At 65.8% G+C, this 17,715-nt stretch carries 16 protein-coding genes and 1 rRNA gene; 13 read left to right on the forward strand and 4 right to left on the reverse strand.

Annotated features, from left to right (window positions below):
• Positions 1-8: 8 nt before the first annotated feature.
• Positions 9-125 (forward strand): 5S ribosomal RNA (rrf, locus tag ABD998_RS16295).
• 352 nt (positions 126-477) lie between these two features.
• Here rrf and ABD998_RS16300 read toward each other — a convergent pair.
• Positions 478-1,749 carry a DUF445 domain-containing protein gene (locus ABD998_RS16300; protein ID WP_345441590.1) on the reverse strand — a complete coding sequence of 424 codons (1,272 nt, stop codon included), beginning with the start codon at positions 1,747-1,749 and terminating at the stop codon, positions 478-480.
• A 59-nt stretch (positions 1,750-1,808) separates the two neighbouring features.
• On the opposite strand from ABD998_RS16300, the gene ABD998_RS16305 reads away from it, so the two are divergent.
• Positions 1,809-2,081 carry a metal-sensitive transcriptional regulator gene (locus ABD998_RS16305; RefSeq protein ID WP_345441593.1) on the forward strand — a complete coding sequence of 91 codons (273 nt, stop codon included), beginning with the start codon at positions 1,809-1,811 and terminating at the stop codon, positions 2,079-2,081.
• Positions 2,082-2,170: 89 nt separating this feature from the next.
• Here ABD998_RS16305 and ABD998_RS16310 read toward each other — a convergent pair whose 3' ends face one another.
• Positions 2,171-3,376: an MFS transporter gene (locus tag ABD998_RS16310; RefSeq protein WP_345441596.1), complete on the reverse strand. Its 1,206-nt coding sequence runs from the start codon at positions 3,374-3,376 to the stop codon at positions 2,171-2,173.
• Positions 3,377-3,727: 351 nt separating this feature from the next.
• Here ABD998_RS16310 and nrdH point away from each other — a divergent pair, with 351 nt between their 5' ends.
• Genes nrdH through nrdF form a run of 4 tightly spaced genes read left to right on the forward strand, consistent with a single transcriptional unit; the run spans position 3,728 to position 7,581 of the window.
• Positions 3,728-3,961: a glutaredoxin-like protein NrdH gene (gene nrdH, locus ABD998_RS16315; protein ID WP_156243149.1), complete on the forward strand. Its 234-nt coding sequence runs from the start codon at positions 3,728-3,730 to the stop codon at positions 3,959-3,961.
• Positions 3,962-3,984: 23 nt separating this feature from the next.
• Entirely contained in the window at positions 3,985-4,440 is a 456-nt protein-coding gene (nrdI, locus tag ABD998_RS16320; RefSeq protein ID WP_345441598.1) for a class Ib ribonucleoside-diphosphate reductase assembly flavoprotein NrdI, read from the forward strand.
• Complete coding sequence (gene nrdE, locus ABD998_RS16325; RefSeq protein ID WP_345441601.1) at positions 4,419-6,581, forward strand: class 1b ribonucleoside-diphosphate reductase subunit alpha; 2,163 nt, start codon at positions 4,419-4,421, stop codon at positions 6,579-6,581. Before nrdI ends, nrdE begins: the two co-directional genes overlap by 22 nt.
• A 25-nt stretch (positions 6,582-6,606) precedes the next feature.
• Complete coding sequence (gene nrdF / locus ABD998_RS16330) at positions 6,607-7,581, forward strand: class 1b ribonucleoside-diphosphate reductase subunit beta (protein ID WP_345441603.1); 975 nt, start codon at positions 6,607-6,609, stop codon at positions 7,579-7,581.
• A gap of 1,043 nt (positions 7,582-8,624) precedes the next feature.
• On the opposite strand, the gene ABD998_RS16335 is transcribed toward nrdF, so the two are convergent.
• Positions 8,625-9,092 carry a hypothetical protein gene (locus tag ABD998_RS16335; RefSeq protein ID WP_345441606.1) on the reverse strand — a complete coding sequence of 156 codons (468 nt, stop codon included), beginning with the start codon at positions 9,090-9,092 and terminating at the stop codon, positions 8,625-8,627.
• 59 nt (positions 9,093-9,151) lie between these two features.
• Here ABD998_RS16335 and ABD998_RS16340 point away from each other — a divergent pair, with 59 nt between their 5' ends.
• Both ABD998_RS16340 and ABD998_RS16345 read left to right on the forward strand, forming a co-directional pair.
• Entirely contained in the window at positions 9,152-9,595 is a 444-nt protein-coding gene (locus tag ABD998_RS16340) for an AAA family ATPase (protein WP_345441608.1), read from the forward strand.
• 312 nt (positions 9,596-9,907) lie between these two features.
• Positions 9,908-10,561: a hypothetical protein gene (locus ABD998_RS16345; protein ID WP_345441610.1), complete on the forward strand. Its 654-nt coding sequence runs from the start codon at positions 9,908-9,910 to the stop codon at positions 10,559-10,561.
• A gap of 359 nt (positions 10,562-10,920) precedes the next feature.
• Here ABD998_RS16345 and ABD998_RS16350 read toward each other — a convergent pair whose 3' ends face one another.
• Positions 10,921-11,790: a sulfurtransferase gene (locus tag ABD998_RS16350; protein WP_345441613.1), complete on the reverse strand. Its 870-nt coding sequence runs from the start codon at positions 11,788-11,790 to the stop codon at positions 10,921-10,923.
• Between the two features lie 325 nt (positions 11,791-12,115).
• On the opposite strand from ABD998_RS16350, the gene ABD998_RS16355 reads away from it, so the two are divergent.
• The 5 genes from ABD998_RS16355 (at position 12,116) to ABD998_RS16375 (ending at position 17,630) form a co-directional block, all read left to right on the forward strand.
• Positions 12,116-12,946, forward strand: a complete 831-nt coding sequence (locus tag ABD998_RS16355; RefSeq protein WP_345441616.1) for an ABC transporter ATP-binding protein — start codon at positions 12,116-12,118, stop codon at positions 12,944-12,946.
• Entirely contained in the window at positions 12,943-13,788 is an 846-nt protein-coding gene (locus ABD998_RS16360) for an ABC transporter permease (RefSeq protein ID WP_345441619.1), read from the forward strand. The genes ABD998_RS16355 and ABD998_RS16360 overlap by 4 nt, the downstream gene beginning before the upstream one ends.
• Before the next feature lie 74 nt (positions 13,789-13,862).
• A complete protein-coding gene (locus tag ABD998_RS16365; protein WP_345441622.1) occupies positions 13,863-14,858 on the forward strand; it encodes an ABC transporter substrate-binding protein in 996 nt (331 codons plus the stop codon).
• A gap of 7 nt (positions 14,859-14,865) precedes the next feature.
• Positions 14,866-16,239, forward strand: coding sequence for an LLM class flavin-dependent oxidoreductase (locus tag ABD998_RS16370; protein WP_345441625.1), 1,374 nt, complete (start codon positions 14,866-14,868; stop codon positions 16,237-16,239).
• Complete coding sequence (locus ABD998_RS16375) at positions 16,236-17,630, forward strand: NtaA/DmoA family FMN-dependent monooxygenase (RefSeq protein WP_345441628.1); 1,395 nt, start codon at positions 16,236-16,238, stop codon at positions 17,628-17,630. The genes ABD998_RS16370 and ABD998_RS16375 overlap by 4 nt, the downstream gene beginning before the upstream one ends.
• Positions 17,631-17,715 lie beyond the last annotated feature (85 nt).

Consider the following 17,715-nt stretch of genomic DNA (forward strand, 5'->3'; position numbering starts at 1 on the left):
AAAGATGTTTCGGCGGTCATAGCGAGAGGGAAACGCCCGGTCACATTCCGAACCCGGAAGCTAAGCCTCTCAGCGCCGATGGTACTGCAAGGGGGACCTTGTGGGAGAGTAGGACACCGCCGGACTTAACCTGAACGAAAGGCCACCCAACGCTGGGTGGCCTTTCGTGCTTTCACCGGCCCACCCCGCAACCGACACGAACAGCAACCCCGGCGAGAACGACCACCCGCCCAGGTCGCAGAAACCACCCCCAGCAGCCCCCGAACGGACGCAAACAGCAACCCCGGCGAGAGTGACCACCCGCCCAGGTCGCAGAAACCGCCCCCAGCAGCCCCGGAACGGACGCGAACAGCGACCCGGGCGAGAATCACCCACCGCCCTGGTCGCGATAACCGCCCCCACCGGCCCCGGAACGGACGCGAACTGCAACCCCGGAGAGAGAACCGGGCCGGTACCGGCACCGACCTCTGCAGCGGTTCAGCCGAGCAGGGCGTGTGCGACGGCGAAGATGGCGAGGCCCGCGAGGGCGCCCACGACGGTGCCGTTGAGGCGGATGTACTGCAGGTCGCGGCCGACGAGCAGCTCGATCTTCTCCGTCGTCTCGTCCGCGTCCCACCGCTCCACGGTGTCGGTGATGATCGACGCGATGTCGTGGCGGTAGCGCTCCACCAGGAAGCCCGCCGCGTCGACCACCCAGCCGTCCACGCGCCGCTGTACCGCCGTGTCGGTCGACAGCCGTCCACCGAGGTCGACGAGGGCCTCCCGGAGTCGCGTGCGGAGCGGGCTGTCCGCATCGCCGAGCGAGGTGATGAGACCCGCCTTCGCCGTCTCCCAGGCGCTCCCTGCGAGCTCGCGCATCCGCGGGCTGTCGAAGACGGCGACCTTCGCGCCTTCGAGCTTCGCTCGCGTCTCGGAATCGTGCTGCAGGTTGTCTGCGAGCCGGGCCAGGTACCCGTCGATCGCCCGGCGTGCCGGATGGGAGGGATCGGCACGCACGGCTTGCGCGAACGCGAGAGCCTCGTTGTAGAGCGCGCCGTCGATGAGGCGGTGGGCGACGGAGGGCACCCAGGACGGGAGCCGCTTCGAGACGAGACCGGCGAACGCGTCCTTGTTCCCCGTGAGCCATGTCGCCACGCTGTCGGCCGCGAGGTCGACAGCGGCGTGATGCGCCCCCGTCTCCACGATCCGCTCCAGCCATACCCCCGCAGGCGTCCCCCACTCCGGCTCGACGAGGTGCTCGCGGGCGAGCGAGGCGACGAGGTCCTGCACGTCGTCGTCGCTGAGCGCGCGAAGGACGCCCTGTCCCATCGCGGCTCCCTCCGAGGCGACGCGCTCCGCGTGCGAGGGCTGCGCGAGCCATCCGCCGAGCCGCGCCGAGATCCGCGCGGAGGCGAGCTTCTCTCGCACGACGGGACCGGACAGGAAGTTCGTCTCGACGAACTCGCCGAGGGACCGGCCGATCTCGTCCTTGCGGGTCGGGATGATCGCCGTGTGGGGGATGGGCAGCCCCATGGGACGGCGGAACAGCGCCGTCACGGCGAACCAGTCGGCGAGCGCTCCGACCATTCCGCCCTCACCTGCGGCGCGGAGGTACGCCAGAGCGGGCACGCTCTCCTGGAACGCGAAGCCGATGCCGAAGAGCACGGCCATGAAGGCGAGCGCTCCCGCGGCGACCGCCTTCATGCGCGTGAGCGCGCGACGTCGTTCGCGGTCGGCGGGAGAGAGCAGGTCGTCCGGTGTGCGCGGCATGGCACGATCCTCGCACGGGCGCAGGGAGGGGCGGCGGATGGCCGGGGTACGCTGGCGACGTGATCGAAGACATCCAGAAGCGCGCCCTCCACCGCACGCGCATCCTCGAGGGGCAGCTGCGCGGGCTCGGCCGGATGATCGAGAACGAGGACTACTGCATGGACATCATCACGCAGTCGCGCGCCATCCAGCGGTCGCTCGAATCGCTCAACCGGCTGCTGCTGGAGAACCACCTGCGCACGCACGTCACGCACATGTTCGAGAGCGGGGGCGACGATCGCGAGCAGGCCGTGGGCGAGCTGCTGCGCGCCTTCGACTTCGACGGCAAGTGACGCGCGCCTTCGGCGTCCTGTCGCACCGGGGGATGGCCGCCGCCGTCGAGACGCGCTGAGCGAGCGTCAGCGGCGCGAGGACTCTGCGGTCACGGCTGTGTCTGGACGGGTTCCGTGTCGGGCAGCGGCGACGCGTCGCGATGCCGCAGGTCGGGGAACGCGCGGACGAAGACCACGGCGACGACGACGCCGACGAGGGCGAACGCGAGCGCCGTCGTCAGCGCGCCGCGGGGTCCCGAGCCGTCGATCATGAACCCGGCGATCGCCGAGCCCAGGGCGGCGCCGATGAGCTGCCCCGTGCCGATCCAGCCGTACGCCTCCGCCGTCTCGCTGAACTTCACGCTCGCCGACGTGATGGCGAACGACATCGCGAGGGCCGGCGCGATCCCGAGGCCCGCGATGACGAGGGAGCCGCCCATCCACCAGGCGTCGAGCGACACGAGGGTGAGCGCGATGCCGACGGCGACGATGGCGTAGCGGCGCGCCATCGACCACGGCGCCATGGGGCGGTGGCCGAAGGCCAGGCCTCCCGCGAAGCTGCCCACGGCGAAGACCGCCAGCACGAAGCCCGATTCGACGGCGCCCTCGCCGAACGACGCCACGACGCCGGCCTCGACGGCCGAGCAGGCGCCGATGAGGAGGAAGCCGAGCACGGTCGTGAGCACGACGGTGGGCTTCAGGAGGACGCGGCCGAAGGACCGTCTGCTGCGCGGGATCCGCACGCGGCCGAGCTCGGGGGAGAGGATGAACCACGCTCCGCCCGCGAGCGTGAAGCCGACGATCATGACGAGGCCCACGACCGTCGACACCTGCGTCGAGACGAACGTGATGAGCACGGGGCCGGCGATCCAGATCACCTCCTGCAGCGACGCGTCGAGCGAGTAGAGCGCGGTCAGCTGCGAGGAGGGGACGAGCTTGGGGTAGATGGTGCGGACGGCCGACTGCACGGGAGGCGACGCGAGGCCGGCGACGAGCCCGAGCAGGATGGTCACGGCGAGGGGAGCCGTGACGAGCGCGAGGGCGGCGATGGCGGAGGCGGTCACGGCGGTCGTGAGCACGAGGACCCGCCGCATGCCCCAGCGGCCCATCCACCGGCTCGTCACGGGGCCGGCGACGGCCTGGCCGATCGAGACGGCCGCAAGCACGGTGCCCGCGGCGCCGTAGGAGTGGTGGGTGTGCTCGACATGCAGCAGGAGCGCGAGGGCGATCATCCCGCCGGGGAACCGGGCGGCCAGCTGCGCGGCGATGATGCGGCCCACGCCGCGGGTGCGCAGCAGCTCTCGATATCCGGACACGCTTCTCACGGTATCCCGCCGCGAGGACGTCTGCGCGATGCTGCGCGCCCTCGTCGCGACACGCCGGGGCCGGGCCGGCTCGGCCATCCGGATGTCGGTGGTGCGGTCTACGTTCGCGCCTGTGGAGAAGTCCTGGGAGGTCGGTGGCGATCCGCGTGATTCGGGCATTCGCGGGGCCTGTCCGGCGTTGCATACCTGTGGAGGGAGCGGTGGAGAGGTCTGTGGGGAGCGGTGGAAAATCACACGGATGTAACTACTATCCCTAGTGGTGCCCCCGAAGGTCGGCACCCATATGTAGTATTGAGAGCCCGGCGGGGGTTGCCGGCTCGAACACGATCTGAGGGGAACAGAATGGCGATCACGGTCTACACCAAGCCGTCGTGCGTGCAGTGCAACGCGACCTACCGCGCACTCGATGCGAAGGGCATCGAGTACCAGGTCACCGACCTCTCGCAGGACGCCGACGCGCTCGAGCAGGTCAAGGCGCTCGGATACCTGCAGGCCCCCGTCGTCGTGACGGACGAGGACCACTGGTCGGGCTTCCGCCCCGACAAGATCGACGAGCTCGCCGCGCGTCTCGTCTGAGCCGTGCGCGCGGGAGTGACACCATGACCGCGACGCTCACGGCCACCGAGACGCCTCTGCTCGTCTACTTCTCGAGCACGTCGGGCAACACGGCGCGTTTCATCGAGAAGCTCGAGCGGCGCTCGGGCATCCGCTCGGTGCGCATCCCCCTGCACAGGGGGGATGCGCCGCTGGCGGTCGACGAGCCCTACGTGCTCGTCACCCCCACGTACGGCGGAGGACAGGGGCGCGGCGAGGAGAAGGGCGCCGTGCCCAAGCAGGTCATCCGATTCCTCAACGACGAGCGAAACCGGAAGAACATCCGCGGCGTCATCGCCGCGGGGAACACGAACTTCGGCGAGGCCTTCTGCCTCGCCGGAGACATCATCAGCCGCAAGTGCCGCGTGCCGCACTTGTATCGGGTAGAGGTCTTCGGCACGCCAGAGGACGTCGAGCGGGTCGGCGACGGATTGGAACGATGGTGGAAGCGGCAGCACTGACCGAAGAGATCGACTTCAAGCAGAACGTCAAGTTCGATGGCATGGACTACCACGCCCTGAACGCGATGCTCAACCTCTACGACGCGGACGGGCGCATCCAGTTCGACGCCGACAAGCGCGCAGCGCGGGAGTACTTCCTGCAGCACGTGAACCAGAACACGGTGTTCTTCCACTCGCTCAAGGAGCGTCTGGACTACCTCGTGGAGAAGGAGTACTACGAGGGCGCCGTCATCGAGCGCTACGACTTCTCGTTCGTCGAGAAGCTCAACGCCTTCGCGTACGGCAAGAAGTTCCGCTTCGAGACGTTCCTCGGCGCGTTCAAGTACTACACGAGCTACACGCTGAAGACGTTCGACGGCAAGCGCTACCTCGAGCGGTTCGAGGACCGCGTCGTCATGACGGCGCTCGCGCTCGCCGACGGCGACGAGGACCTCGCGTGGAAGCTCGTCGACGAGATCATCTCCGGCCGCTTCCAGCCGGCGACCCCCACCTTCCTCAACGCCGGCAAGGCGCAGCGCGGCGAGCTCGTCAGCTGCTTCCTCCTGCGCATCGAGGACAACATGGAGTCGATCTCGCGCGGCATCAACTCCTCGCTGCAGCTCTCCAAGCGCGGCGGCGGCGTCGCCCTGCTGCTGTCGAACATCCGCGAGGCGGGCGCCCCGATCAAGCAGATCGAGAACCAGTCGAGCGGCATCATCCCCGTCATGAAGCTGCTCGAGGACTCGTTCAGCTACGCCAACCAGCTCGGCGCGCGCCAGGGCGCCGGCGCGGTGTACCTGTCGGCGCACCACCCCGACATCATGAAGTTCCTCGACACCAAGCGCGAGAACGCCGACGAGAAGATCCGCATCAAGACGCTGTCGCTCGGCGTCGTCGTGCCCGACATCACGTTCGAGCTCGCGCGCAACGACGAGGACATGTACCTCTTCTCGCCCTACGACGTCGAGCGCGTCTACGGCGTGCCGTTCGGCGACATCTCGGTGTCGGAGAAGTACCGCGAGATGGTCGACGACCCGCGCATCAAGAAGACGAAGATCAACGCGCGCAAGTTCTTCCAGACGCTCGCCGAGATCCAGTTCGAGTCGGGCTACCCCTACATCATGTTCGAGGACACGGTGAACCGGGCGAACCCCATCAAGGGCCGGATCAACATGTCGAACCTGTGCAGCGAGATCCTGCAGGTGAACACGCCGACGACGCTCAACGAGGACCTCTCGTACGACCAGATCGGCAAGGACATCTCCTGCAACCTCGGGTCGCTCAACATCGCGCTCGCGATGGACTCGCCCGACTTCGGCCAGACCGTGGAGACGTCCATTCGCGCCCTCACGGCCGTGAGCGACCAGAGCCACATCCGCTCGGTCCGCTCCGTCGAGGACGGCAACGACCGCTCGCACGCGATCGGCCTGGGGCAGATGAACCTGCACGGCTACCTCGCCCGCGAGCGCGTGTACTACGGCTCGGAGGAGGGCCTCGACTTCACGAACATCTACTTCTACACGGTGCTGTTCCACGCTCTGCGCGCGTCGAACAACATCGCGAAGGAGCGCGGTCAGACGTTCGACGGCTTCGAGGACTCGACGTACGCGTCGGGTGCGTTCTTCGACAAGTACATCGACCAGGCGTGGGTGCCGCAGACGGAGAAGGTGGCCGAGCTCTTCGCGGGCCACCACATCCCGACGCAGGAGGACTGGATCCAACTGAAGGCGTCCATCCAGGAGCACGGCATCTACAACCAGAACCTGCAGGCCGTGCCGCCGACGGGCTCGATCTCGTACATCAACAACTCGACGTCGTCGATCCACCCGATCGCGTCGAAGATCGAGATCCGCAAGGAGGGCAAGCTCGGGCGCGTGTACTACCCGGCGCCCTTCATGACGAACGACAACCTGGACTACTACCAGGACGCGTACGAGATCGGCTACGAGAAGGTCATCGACACGTACGCCGCCGCGACGCAGCACGTCGACCAGGGGCTGTCGCTCACGCTGTTCTTCAAGGACACGGCGACCACGCGCGACATCAACAAGGCCCAGATCTACGCCTGGCGCAAGGGCATCAAGACGATCTACTACATCCGTCTCCGCCAGATGGCGCTCGAGGGCACCGAGCTCGACATGTGCGTCAGCTGCACGCTGTGACGCGGGAAGAAGAGGAACGAAGAGGATGACCGAGAAGCTCCAGCTTCTGGATCACGTCCAGGCGATCAACTGGAACCGGATCGAGGACGATAAGGACGTCGAGGTGTGGAACCGCCTCACGGGCAACTTCTGGCTGCCCGAGAAGGTGCCGCTCTCCAACGACATCCAGTCGTGGAACACTCTCACGCAGGAGGAGCAGCTGCTCACGATGCGCGTGTTCACGGGCCTCACCCTGCTCGACACGGTGCAGGCGACGGTGGGCGCCGTCTCGCTCATCCCCGACGCGGTGACGCCGCACGAGGAGGCCGTCTACACGAACATCGCGTTCATGGAGTCGGTGCACGCGAAGAGCTACTCCTCGATCTTCTCGACGCTCGCGTCGACGCAGGAGATCGACGAGGCCTTCCGCTGGTCGGTCGAGAACCCGAACCTGCAGAAGAAGGCGCAGATCGTCATGGAGTACTACCGTGGCGACTCGCCGCTCAAGCGCAAGGTCGCCTCGACCCTGCTCGAGAGCTTCCTCTTCTACTCGGGCTTCTACCTGCCCATGCACTGGTCGAGCCGGGCGAAGCTGACGAACACGGCCGACCTCATCCGCCTCATCATCCGCGACGAGGCCGTGCACGGCTACTACATCGGGTACAAGTTCCAGAAGGGGCTCGAGAAGGTCAGCGAGGCCGAGCAGGCCGAGCTCAAGGACTACACCTTCTCGCTGCTCTACGAGCTCTACGACAACGAGGTGCAGTACACGCAGGATCTCTACGACTCCGTCGGCCTCACCGAGGACGTCAAGAAGTTCCTGCACTACAACGCCAACAAGGCGCTCATGAACCTCGGCTACGAGGCGATGTTCCCGTCTACCGTGACCGACGTGAACCCCGCCATCCTGTCGGCGCTCTCACCCAACGCCGACGAGAACCACGACTTCTTCTCGGGGTCGGGCTCGTCGTACGTCATCGGCAAGGCCGTCGCGACCGAGGACGACGACTGGGACTTCTGAGTCGCTGTACGACGTCATCCAAGGTGATCCAACGACACATCTAACTTGATCCAGTTCAATCAACTTGATCCAGTTCACGGATCTGATCCTTGAAAATCCGCGGATCTCGAGAGAACTGACGTCAATCAACACAGGAGGGGCGATCGCTGCAGCGATCGCCCCTCCTGTGTTGTCGATGTGGCCGCCGCATCGGCGGCTTACTTGTTGGCGCGGAGGCACGCCCTAGTTGCTGTCATGGACGAACTCAACCGGGGCTCGGCGTCTCCAGATCGGGTGTTTCCTCACCCCGCGCGGTTGGGCCGCGAGCGCATCATCGCAGTGGCGAGTTCCCTCGGAGCATTGATCGAGATCCAACCGGTGGTTCCTTGGGTGTCCTCGACCATGTAGAAGGCGGCTCGCTCCTCGGGTCTGCTCATGCGCAGCACCGCCCTCCCCACGGGGTCGATAGTGCCCAGGGGCTGGAATCGGCGGCCGAAATGATGAGTCCAGGCATAGTCGAGCTCGTGGTCGCCGGGAGGGTCCTGGGCGACGCCCAGAATCCTTTCGGCGACGGCGTCCTTGTCGCGGAGCGGAGCTCCAGCTCCCCCGGCGTCTGGCTCCGCCCGGTCCCCGCCATCATGCGGCGTCGCCGGTCGCGTACACGTGGCGCGCTCGTCGCCACGTCGCCAGACACTTGAGCGCGCAGGATGCACCGATTGTCGCACCCGCGGTTGGAGTCCCATCCTTCATCGTTGCTGTCGTAGCGGTCGGAGTCTCCGCGTTAATTCTTCGCCCGCGCGTCATGAACCGGAATCGTGCCGCAGAGACCTCCGCGTAGCCGCTCGAGACTTCTCATGAGGCCCCGGCCAACTCCAGAGCTCGGCAAGGAATGCTTCCAGCTCGACCTCGGCGATCGTCCGAATGGTGGGATGCGCTGCTCACCGTGAGAGACCGTAGCCGTTGATGACACGATGCCCTCGGGCTGCGCCGATCTCTTCCTGACGCGCATCCACGCACACCCACGGTCGATCGCCTGGCGACTGACGAGCTCACCATGGCGCCTTTCAGAGAAGGTCGTTCTCCGCCTCTTCGATGAGGCTGCGCCACCAGGAGTCCGGCCCGGTCGCGGTGGTGTCGATCGCGTGCAGTCGCTTTCGGAGCTTCCTCAGCCGCGTGCGGTGAGGGAGCCCCTTGTCTGTGGGGAGGGCGCGAGGACGAACCTGCCCCTCTCGGAAAGCACGAAGACGCTCCGCCGCCTGCTCAGCCGTCATCGTCACCGGTCCCGGTGTCGGCGGCCCCGAGCTCAGATACTCCGCGAACGCCTCCAGGAAGCCCTCGGTAGCCCTCCGGTCGCGGTTGAGCGGGTAACGATCACCTGTTGCACTGTCGTGGACCGAGGTCGTCCCGTCGCTGTCCTCCATGACCAGGAACTCTCCGTCGTGGACAGTCCCGATCTCGCGAGCCCCGGGGACGACGTCCGCTTTCGCTGTCGCCGGGTGCAGGCGGATACCGAACAGGTGCTCCTCGCTCACGCCACGGATTCTATCGAGACGGACCGCACCACCCTCAGCTACGTGCCTAGCCTGGCACCATGACCAGGGTTCTCATCACCGGCATCTCCGGCGCGGGGAAGTCCACCATGCTTGCGGAGCTGGCCGCACGAGGGCATCGCGTCGTCGACACGGACTATGACGGGTGGACCGACGGCAATGGCGGGCCTTGGGATGAGGAGCGGATGAGTCGGCTGCTCGGCTCCGAGCACGACGTCATCGTGTCGGGGACGAGCGAGAACCAAGGCCGCTTCTACGACCGTTTCACTCATGTCGTGCTTTTGAGCGCTCCGGTGGATGTCCTCCTCGAGCGGGTGCGACAACGTGTGAACAACCCGTACGGGCATTCGCCTGCGCAACAGGACGAGATTCGCGACAACGCCATCGCGATCGAGCCGCTGCTTCGTGCCAGCGCCACCCTTGAGCTGGACGCGCAGTTGCCGGTACCCGATCTCGCCGATGCGATCGAGTCGCTGCTCGAGTGATGCTCACGTGAGCGGATTTACGTTTAGGCTGCGGCGCCCACCGGCGCTCACCGGTACGTTGAATCCGGCGCAGCCATCCGGACGCTGACGACGAGCGGCGAAGTCGACCCAGCAACGTGCGAGCGGCTCACCGAGACCACTGACATCCTGCAGGCCGGCGCGCTACGGGAAGCCGCGCCCACGGAGCTTCCTGCCCTCCCCAGAAGCCCGCTGTCGACGTTCGAATCCTCACCCGCATTCGGCGCCCTGCTCGGCATCAACCAGGCAGCGTCGGGGGCGTGGGTCTCGCAGACTCTCGCCGACGCCCTCGGAGTGCATGTCGGCGACCGACTCGAGACATCCCTCGGCACGACCACCATCGCCGCCACATTCGACTATCCCAGCGACGGCCGAGACGCGCGCCTGGGCCTCGCCATCATCATCCCCACCGTCTCGACAGGAAGCTTCGACGAATGCTGGGCCCTCGTGTGGCCCGAGAATCCCGACCTCGACACCATCATCCGGTCAGCGACGACACCCGGCGCAGGACAGGCCGACCCGATCACCATCGCCCAGCTCAACAAGACCCAGGGGTCAGCGTTCGATGGTCTCACCACCTTCCACGACCGCATCACGCAATGGGCCACCCTCGCCTCCGGCCTGCTCGGCGTCGCGCTCGGCTGGTTCTCCGTGACACGACGGCGTCTCGAGCACGCGTCATCGCTCCACGCCGGGCAGACGCGCCCCGTCCTCCTTGCCTCTGTGCTCGTCGAGACCACCGTCTGGGTACTCGCTTCCGCGATCATCGGCGCGGAGCTCCTCGCCGCCGCCCTGATCATGAGCACCGGCAGTGTCGACGGCTCGCTCTTGTGGAACCTCACTCGCACAGTCTTTTCCGGGTCCGCCGGCGCCGTCCTCGGTGCTGTCGGCGCGAGCCTGCTCATCCGCGAGAGGCATCTCTTCCGTTTCTTCAAGGAACGAAGCTGAACTGCCGCGCTGTCATAAGACAGAAGTCGCTGTGAGCGAGCAACTCCACCCGCGTGACGATGTCCTCCGCCGCCGATCGCGCATGACGAGATGAGTCCATCGTCCGAGCGCGATGCGGGTCGTCAGTAGGTCAGCGACCAGCGAGGTAGGTGTCCAGTTCCACGTCGGCGATCATTCGGATGGCGGGGGAGGCGCTGCTTACGGTGATGTCCGGCACCTGCGCCAGGGGCACCCGTGCGTAGAGCCCGCTCGGCAAGCGGTCGTGTGTGAGCCAGTGGTGGGCCCGTAGCGTGCGTTCATGCCTGCGGTCCGCATCGGCTCCGCAGCTCCTATCGGGTCGCTACGGCACCCTTGCCACGTCAACCCAGAGTTGAGACGAGCGGGGCATCGGGGTCACGGGCCCACTCGTTGAGTGAACCGTCGTATAGGCGCACCTCTCGCGCTCCCAGATGGGTGAGCGCGAGAGTGTCGAGGCTCGCGGCGATTCCTCCGCCGCAGTAGGTGACGATCGACGCGTCGAGATCGATGCCTGCGAACGCGGCCGCCAGATCGGGGCGAGGCAGCAGGAAGCCCTCTTCGGTGGTGAGCATCACGGCCGGGACGGTGGTCGTTCCCGGAATCCGTCCGGGTCGCGCCCGGAATGCGGCGTCCGCAGCGCTCTCGGCGGGCAGCGCGCTGATGATCGCGGAAGCTGTGTTCGCAGCCAGCTCGCGCTTGAGCTCGTCTCTCGTGATCTCGAGGTGCGCTCTGGGATCTGCTGTGAAGGTGCCAGGCGTCACCGGTTTGGTCGTGGATGCGGTACGCCCGCCGGCGGCAACCCATCCACGCAGGCCTCCGTCCAGGATGGCGACGTCGTCGTGTCCGTTGAGCCGAAACAGCCACCACAGACGTGCGGCGAAGGTCGAGTTTCCCGCGTCATACACGATGACAGTCGAGTCGTTGCTGACGCCGAGGGCTCGCGCTGACCGTTCGAACTGCGCGGAACCCGGGCGGGTGAAATGGAGGTCTGACTTTGTGTCCGAGAAGTCTTCGAGCAAATCGGCGAACACCGCGCCAGCGATATGGTTGACGGCGAAGTTGGGTCGTCCGGAACCCCAGGAGATCCCCCCTTCAGCGCGTGGGTTGCTCGTGACCGAGGCGTCGACGATCACCAGGTCGGGGTCCGAAAGGTGAGACTTCAGCCACGCGGCGCTGACGACGGTGCGGGCAGGGGATTCCTCGTTGGTCACACCCTGACTGTAAGGGCCACATTCCGAGGGTGGACGCGCGAGTGATCGCTGGGTTACTGATTGTTTCCCACGACTACGTGAGCCGCCCCGATGTCACCCGCGGCCATGTTGTACTCATCTTGCTCTCGTCGGGAACGTGCGGTCTGACTGCCCGGTATCCCCACGGTCCAGGCTCCAAGCCGGTGATACGCCGGCCCGAGTTCATCGGGGGAAGCATTCCCGTCGATGGAGGAAGCGACCGCTGTCGCATCGCCTTTGCACCGCCCAACGCCGGATCAATTCGGACATCGGCGGGGCCATAAGCAGCGATACGACAGGAGAAGCCATGAGCAGGAACGCGTCATCCGACGCCGCCGGTGCACGGCTCGGCACCCTCTCCGCGGGGGAGGAGATCGTTCGCCTCAGAGAGGTGACGAAAGCATTCGATGACGGCACGGTGGCTCTTGCCCCGATCTCGCTCCGCGTTCGAGCCGGAGAGTTCGTCCTGTTTCTCGGGCCGTCGGGCTGCGGGAAGTCCACGATCTTCCGTGTCGTCGCAGGCTTGGCTGAGCCTACGACGGGCAGTGTCGAGGTTCTGGGAGGAACACCAGCTCAGGCGCGAGCAAGCCGGGAGGTGTCGTACGTCTTTCAGGATGCGACGCTCCTTCCGTGGTCGCGGGTGCGTGACAATGTCCGACTGCCCCTGGCGCTTCGACGGGTCGATAGGCAGACCACCGAGGCTGAGGTAGACCGTGCCCTGGAGCTTGTCGGCTTGCTCGATCGAGGAGACGCCTACCCGCACGAGCTTTCCGGTGGGCAGCGTATGCGCGTTTCCATCGCACGGGCCCTCGTCACACGTCCGAAGCTGCTGCTGCTCGACGAGCCGTTCGGCGCGTTGGATGAGATCACGCGGCAGAAGCTTCAGGACGAACTGCTGGCAATCACGAGCCGAGAGCCCGACACGACCGTCCTTTTCGTCACGCACAACGTCTTCGAGGCGGCGTACCTCGCCTCACGTGTTGTCGTGCTGAGCCCAGGGCCCGGTCGAATCGTGGCCGACCTGCAGACCGACGCGTCGTCGAGGACCGCGGCGTTCCGCGAGAGTGGAGAGTTCGCGCAACTGGTGGCGGAAGTCTCCGCATCACTGCGGGGTGGATCCGAAGCGGTGGCGTCGTGACCGTCGCCCGGGCTGGCAAGATCAGCCTTGTCTCGAGGTGGGAACGGCTCGAGTCCCGCCCGACGGCAGCTGGCCGGTTGCTGAGGTTCGTGCTTCCTGTCACGATCACCGTCGTCTTCCTGATCGTCTGGGAGCTCGGCTGCCGGCTGAGCGGAATCAAGGAGTTCCTCCTGCCCGCGCCCTCTGCGATCGCGGAGGCGACCGTGGAGAACTGGCAGCTCATCGTGGCGGCGATTGGACGCACGCTCGGTGCAACGATCGTCGCGTTCGTCGCGAGCGCTGTCGTAGGCAACGTGCTCGCGATCGTGCTGGCGACGTCCCGGGTGCTCGAACGAAGCACCTACGGATTCATCGTGCTTGTGCAGACCATCCCCATGGTCGCCATCGCGCCATTCATCATCATTTGGTTCGGTCCGACCTTCACATCCGTCGTGGTCGTCGCGACCCTCAGCGCCTTCTTTCCGATCCTCGCCAACTCCCTCCAAGGGCTCCGTTCGGCAGACCGAGGACTGCGCGAGCTCTTCGTCCTGTACGAGGCGAGCAAGCTCGACACGCTGTTGCGCCTTCGACTTCCCGCGGCCCTGCCGCAGATCATGACCGGACTGAGGTTAGGTGGCGTGCTCGCGGTGATCGGCGTGATCTCCGGCGAGTTCATCACCGGCACCGGGAGCCTCAACCCGGGCATCGGGTTCCTCATTCTCCGCAGCGGTGTTCGCCTGGAGACGGCGCTCTTGTTCGCAGCCGGTCTCGCCTCCGCGCTGCTGGGGATCGCGTTCAACGCCGCGATCAAGGCGCTGTCGGCTCGGCTCCTGCGCTCTTGGCACGTGTCGGAGATGGCGTAGCGCCAGTGATGCAGCCGCCGCGAACCCGCTTCACGAACCACCCCCTCCCACATACCCGCGAAAGGACCGTCCGAATGAAGACCACCTACCCGCAGAAGATCGCGTTCACGCTGGCAGCAGCTCTGCTGCTCGCCGGATGCGCGTCCGCGCAGAGCCCTGCGGACAACGATGCGGCACACACCGAGCGAGACGAGGTCACGGTCGCACTGGACTGGCTCGCGCAGCCAGGAAACGCCGGCGGAATCATCGCGGCACAGCACCTCGGGTACTACGAGGATGCTGGTCTCGATGTGACCATCCAGCCTGGCGGCACCGACGCGACCAGCGTGAAGGTCGTCGCTGGCGGCGGTGCGCAGTTCGGGCAGGAGTACATCGGACAGGTGCTGCAGGCACGGTCGCAGGACATCGACCTTGTCGCCCTCGCCTCCGGATACCAGAAGAGCCCGTCTGTCTACATCTTCCACGACGGCCAGGACATCGAGTCCGTCGAAGACTTCAGCGGCCGGACGGTGTACACGCAGGTCGCATCACCGGGATGGGAGTACACCGTCGAGCATTACGGACTCACCGACGTGACGGGCGTCCAGTTCACCGGAAGCTACGCCGCATTCGCTCAGGACGAACGCGCAGTGGCTCAGGCATATCTCACGGACACGATCGCAGAGCTTGAGGACGCGGGAGTCGAGACCGACTCGATAGAGAACCCTACCAACATCGACTATGGCTCATCGATCTTCACCACCCAGGAGCTCATCGACAGCGATCCCGAACTCGTGAGCCGGTTCCTTCAGGCGACCGCGAAAGGCTGGGAGTACTTCGGCGCCAACATCGATGAAGTAGCCGAGTGGATTCAGGAGTTCACCCCCGATCAGTCGATCGATGACGTCATCCGGTCGAGCGAGTCCCTCAAGGACTTTATATGGACCGGTGACGCTGTCGAACACGGCTGGGGATACATCTCCGAAGACCGCATCGCCGAGATCTACGACCTCCAGGTCGCACAGGGATTCATCCCCGATGACGAGAGTCTCCTTGAGGGCCTGTGGACTACTGAGTACCTGACGGACTGATGACGCCATGACCAAGCGCATCAAGCTCAATGCTGTCACGGTCAACGGTCCCACCGTCTCGCCCGGACTCTGGGCACACCCCGATGACCGCTCCCGCGAATACCGCGATCTGCAGTACTGGACCGATATCGCGCGCACGCTCGAGGCTGCCCGCTTCGATTCCCTGTTCTTCGCCGACATGCTGGGACTGTACGACGTCTACCGTGCAAGCCCCGCGCCGGCTCTCGAGCAGGCGATCCAGGTCCCCATCAACGACCCGACGTACCTGATACCCGCTCTCGCACACGTCACCGAGAACCTCGGCTTCGCCGTCACGATCTCCACGACATACGAGCAGCCATACCCTGTCGCAAGGCGTCTTTCGACCCTTGACCAGCTCACAGGCGGGCGAGTCGGCTGGAATATCGTCACATCGAATCTGCCGAGCGCCGCTCGCCTGTACGGGCATGCGGAAGAGATTCCTGCTTCCGACCGCTACGACCGAGCCGAGGAGTTCCTCGACGTCGCCTACAAGCTGTGGGAGACGAGCTGGGAAGATGACGCGGAGATCGTAGACAAGGCGGGCAAGCGCTACGTGGACATCGACAAAGTCCACGACATCGGCCACGTCGGCACGCACTTCTCCGTCTACGGCACCCATACCGTCCAGCCGACGCCACAGCGCACCCCCTTCCTGTTTCAGGCGGGCTCCTCGGAACGTGGGCGGCAGTTCGCGGCAACCCATGCTGAGGCAGTGTTCCTCAACACTCCCACCGCGGGTGCGACGAAGACGATCATCGACGACATCCGACGTCGAGCAGAGGACGCGGGACGCGACCCCGCGTCGGTGTTGTTCTTCCCGAAGATCACGCCCATCACCGGCGAGAACGACGAGGCGGCGAGCGCCCGATTCTCCGACTTCCTGAGCTACTCGAACAAGGAAGGCATCTTCACCTTGCTCGGCGCATGGACGGGTCTCGACTTCTCCACATCCGACGACTCGCGAAAGATCGCATTCCTGGAACGTGCCGACCAGCGGGGGCTCGTCGAGTCGCTCCGACGCAAGCAGCCCGGCGCGCGGCTGGACGTGGACGAACTCGCGAACGTGTTCGCCTTCGGCACAAGCTGGCTCTCCATCGGAGGACCGGAGAAGCTCGCCGACGCGATCGAGGAGTACATCGAGGAAACGGGCGCCGACGGATTCAACGTCGCCTCCGTCGTCCAGCCTTCGACCGTCGCCGAGTTCGCCCGGCACGTCGTTCCCGAGCTGCAGCGCCGAGGCCGCGTCCAGACCGAGTATCAGCCCGGCACCTACCGGCAGAAGATCAGCGGCGGTGACGCCCGCGTGCGCGCCGACCATCCCGCGGCTGCCGTCGCGTTGCAGGCAGGAGTGTCCCGATGACCGCCCCTAAACCCATCCGGCTCACCCTCGTGGAAGGGTTCGGCCCCTCCTCGGACAGCGGGCTATGGAACCACCCGCAGTACGAGCAATTCCTCTACCGCGACCCGGGGTACTGGGTCTCCCTCGTGAAGCGTCTCGAGGCCGGCGGATTCGATGCGATCTTCTTCGCAGACACCCCGAACCTCGGACACGAGGACCCGAACGTCCGTCGAGGAATCCTCGAGGGCGGCTGGCCTGGCCCCCGACTCGACCCTGCCTACCTGGTGCCGCTGCTGGCCTCAGTGACGACGCGACTCGGCTTCGTCATCACCTCCTCTGTCACCTACGACCACCCCGTGCAGCTCACGCGGAAGTTCTCCACCCTCGACCACCTCACCAAGGGTCGTATCGGCTGGAACATCGTCACCAACAACGTGCGCTCAGCTGCGCTGAACCACAGTCTGGCCGACCAGCTCGAGCACGACACCCGCTACGACAGAGCAGAAGAGTTCCTCTCGATCGCGTACGAGATCTGGAACCGAACGTGGCAGGACGATGCGGTCGTGAACGACCCAGCGCAGGGCCTCTTCATCGACCCCGACCGCGTCCGCGCGATCGATCACGAGGGCGAGTGGTTCTCGGTGAAAGGAATCCCGATCGTCGAACCCTCACCGCAACGCACACCAGTGCTCTTCCAAGCCGGGTCGTCGGAAAGAGGCCGTGAATTCGGTGCCACGCACGCGGAGGCGATCTACCAGAACACGTACTCCCTGGACGAGACCAAGTTCCTCGTCGATGACGTGCGCCAGCGTGCACAATCCAAAGGGCGGGACCCGCAAACCGTCAAGTTCTTCCCCCGGGTCATCCCCGTCATCGGCCGAACCCGGGCTGAAGCGGAAGACAAGTACGCCGACTATGCGTCCTACAAGGAGCAGGACGACGCAACCGCAACCCTGCAGCGGTTTCTCCTGACGGGCGGCGTGGACATCAGCCAGTACGGAGACGACGACCGCATCGACTTCAGTGACCTCGACGTCGCCGCGATCAGCACCCAGCAACTGGGGGAGCGTCTGCAACTCCTCAGCCGCCAGGGGACCGTGCTCACAAAGCGGCAGTTGATCAGAGACTTCGCCTCGGTGTTCGGTGCCTCGAACACCATCGTAGGCACCCCGACTGAGATCGCCGACTACCTCGAGGAGTACATCGACACCACGGGTGCGGACGGCTTCAACATCGCCTACATGATTCGCAACCACTCGATCGACGAGTTCATCGAGTACGTCATTCCCGAGCTCCGCAGACGTGGACGCCTCGACGGTCGCCACGGTGCGACATTGCGCGAGCGTTTCACCGGTGCCCCCGGACCGAGACTGCGTGCAGACCACCCCGGTGTTCGTTCTCGCCGTGACTAGATGTGGTCCATACGGAAGACAACTGCGTCCGCGACGGCGACCCGCTGCCGCCCTCGGAGAAGCGGGTTGGCGACAATGATGTTGG

The organism is Microbacterium gilvum (assembly GCF_039543865.1).
Taxonomy (GTDB): Bacteria; Actinomycetota; Actinomycetes; order Actinomycetales; family Microbacteriaceae; genus Microbacterium; species Microbacterium gilvum.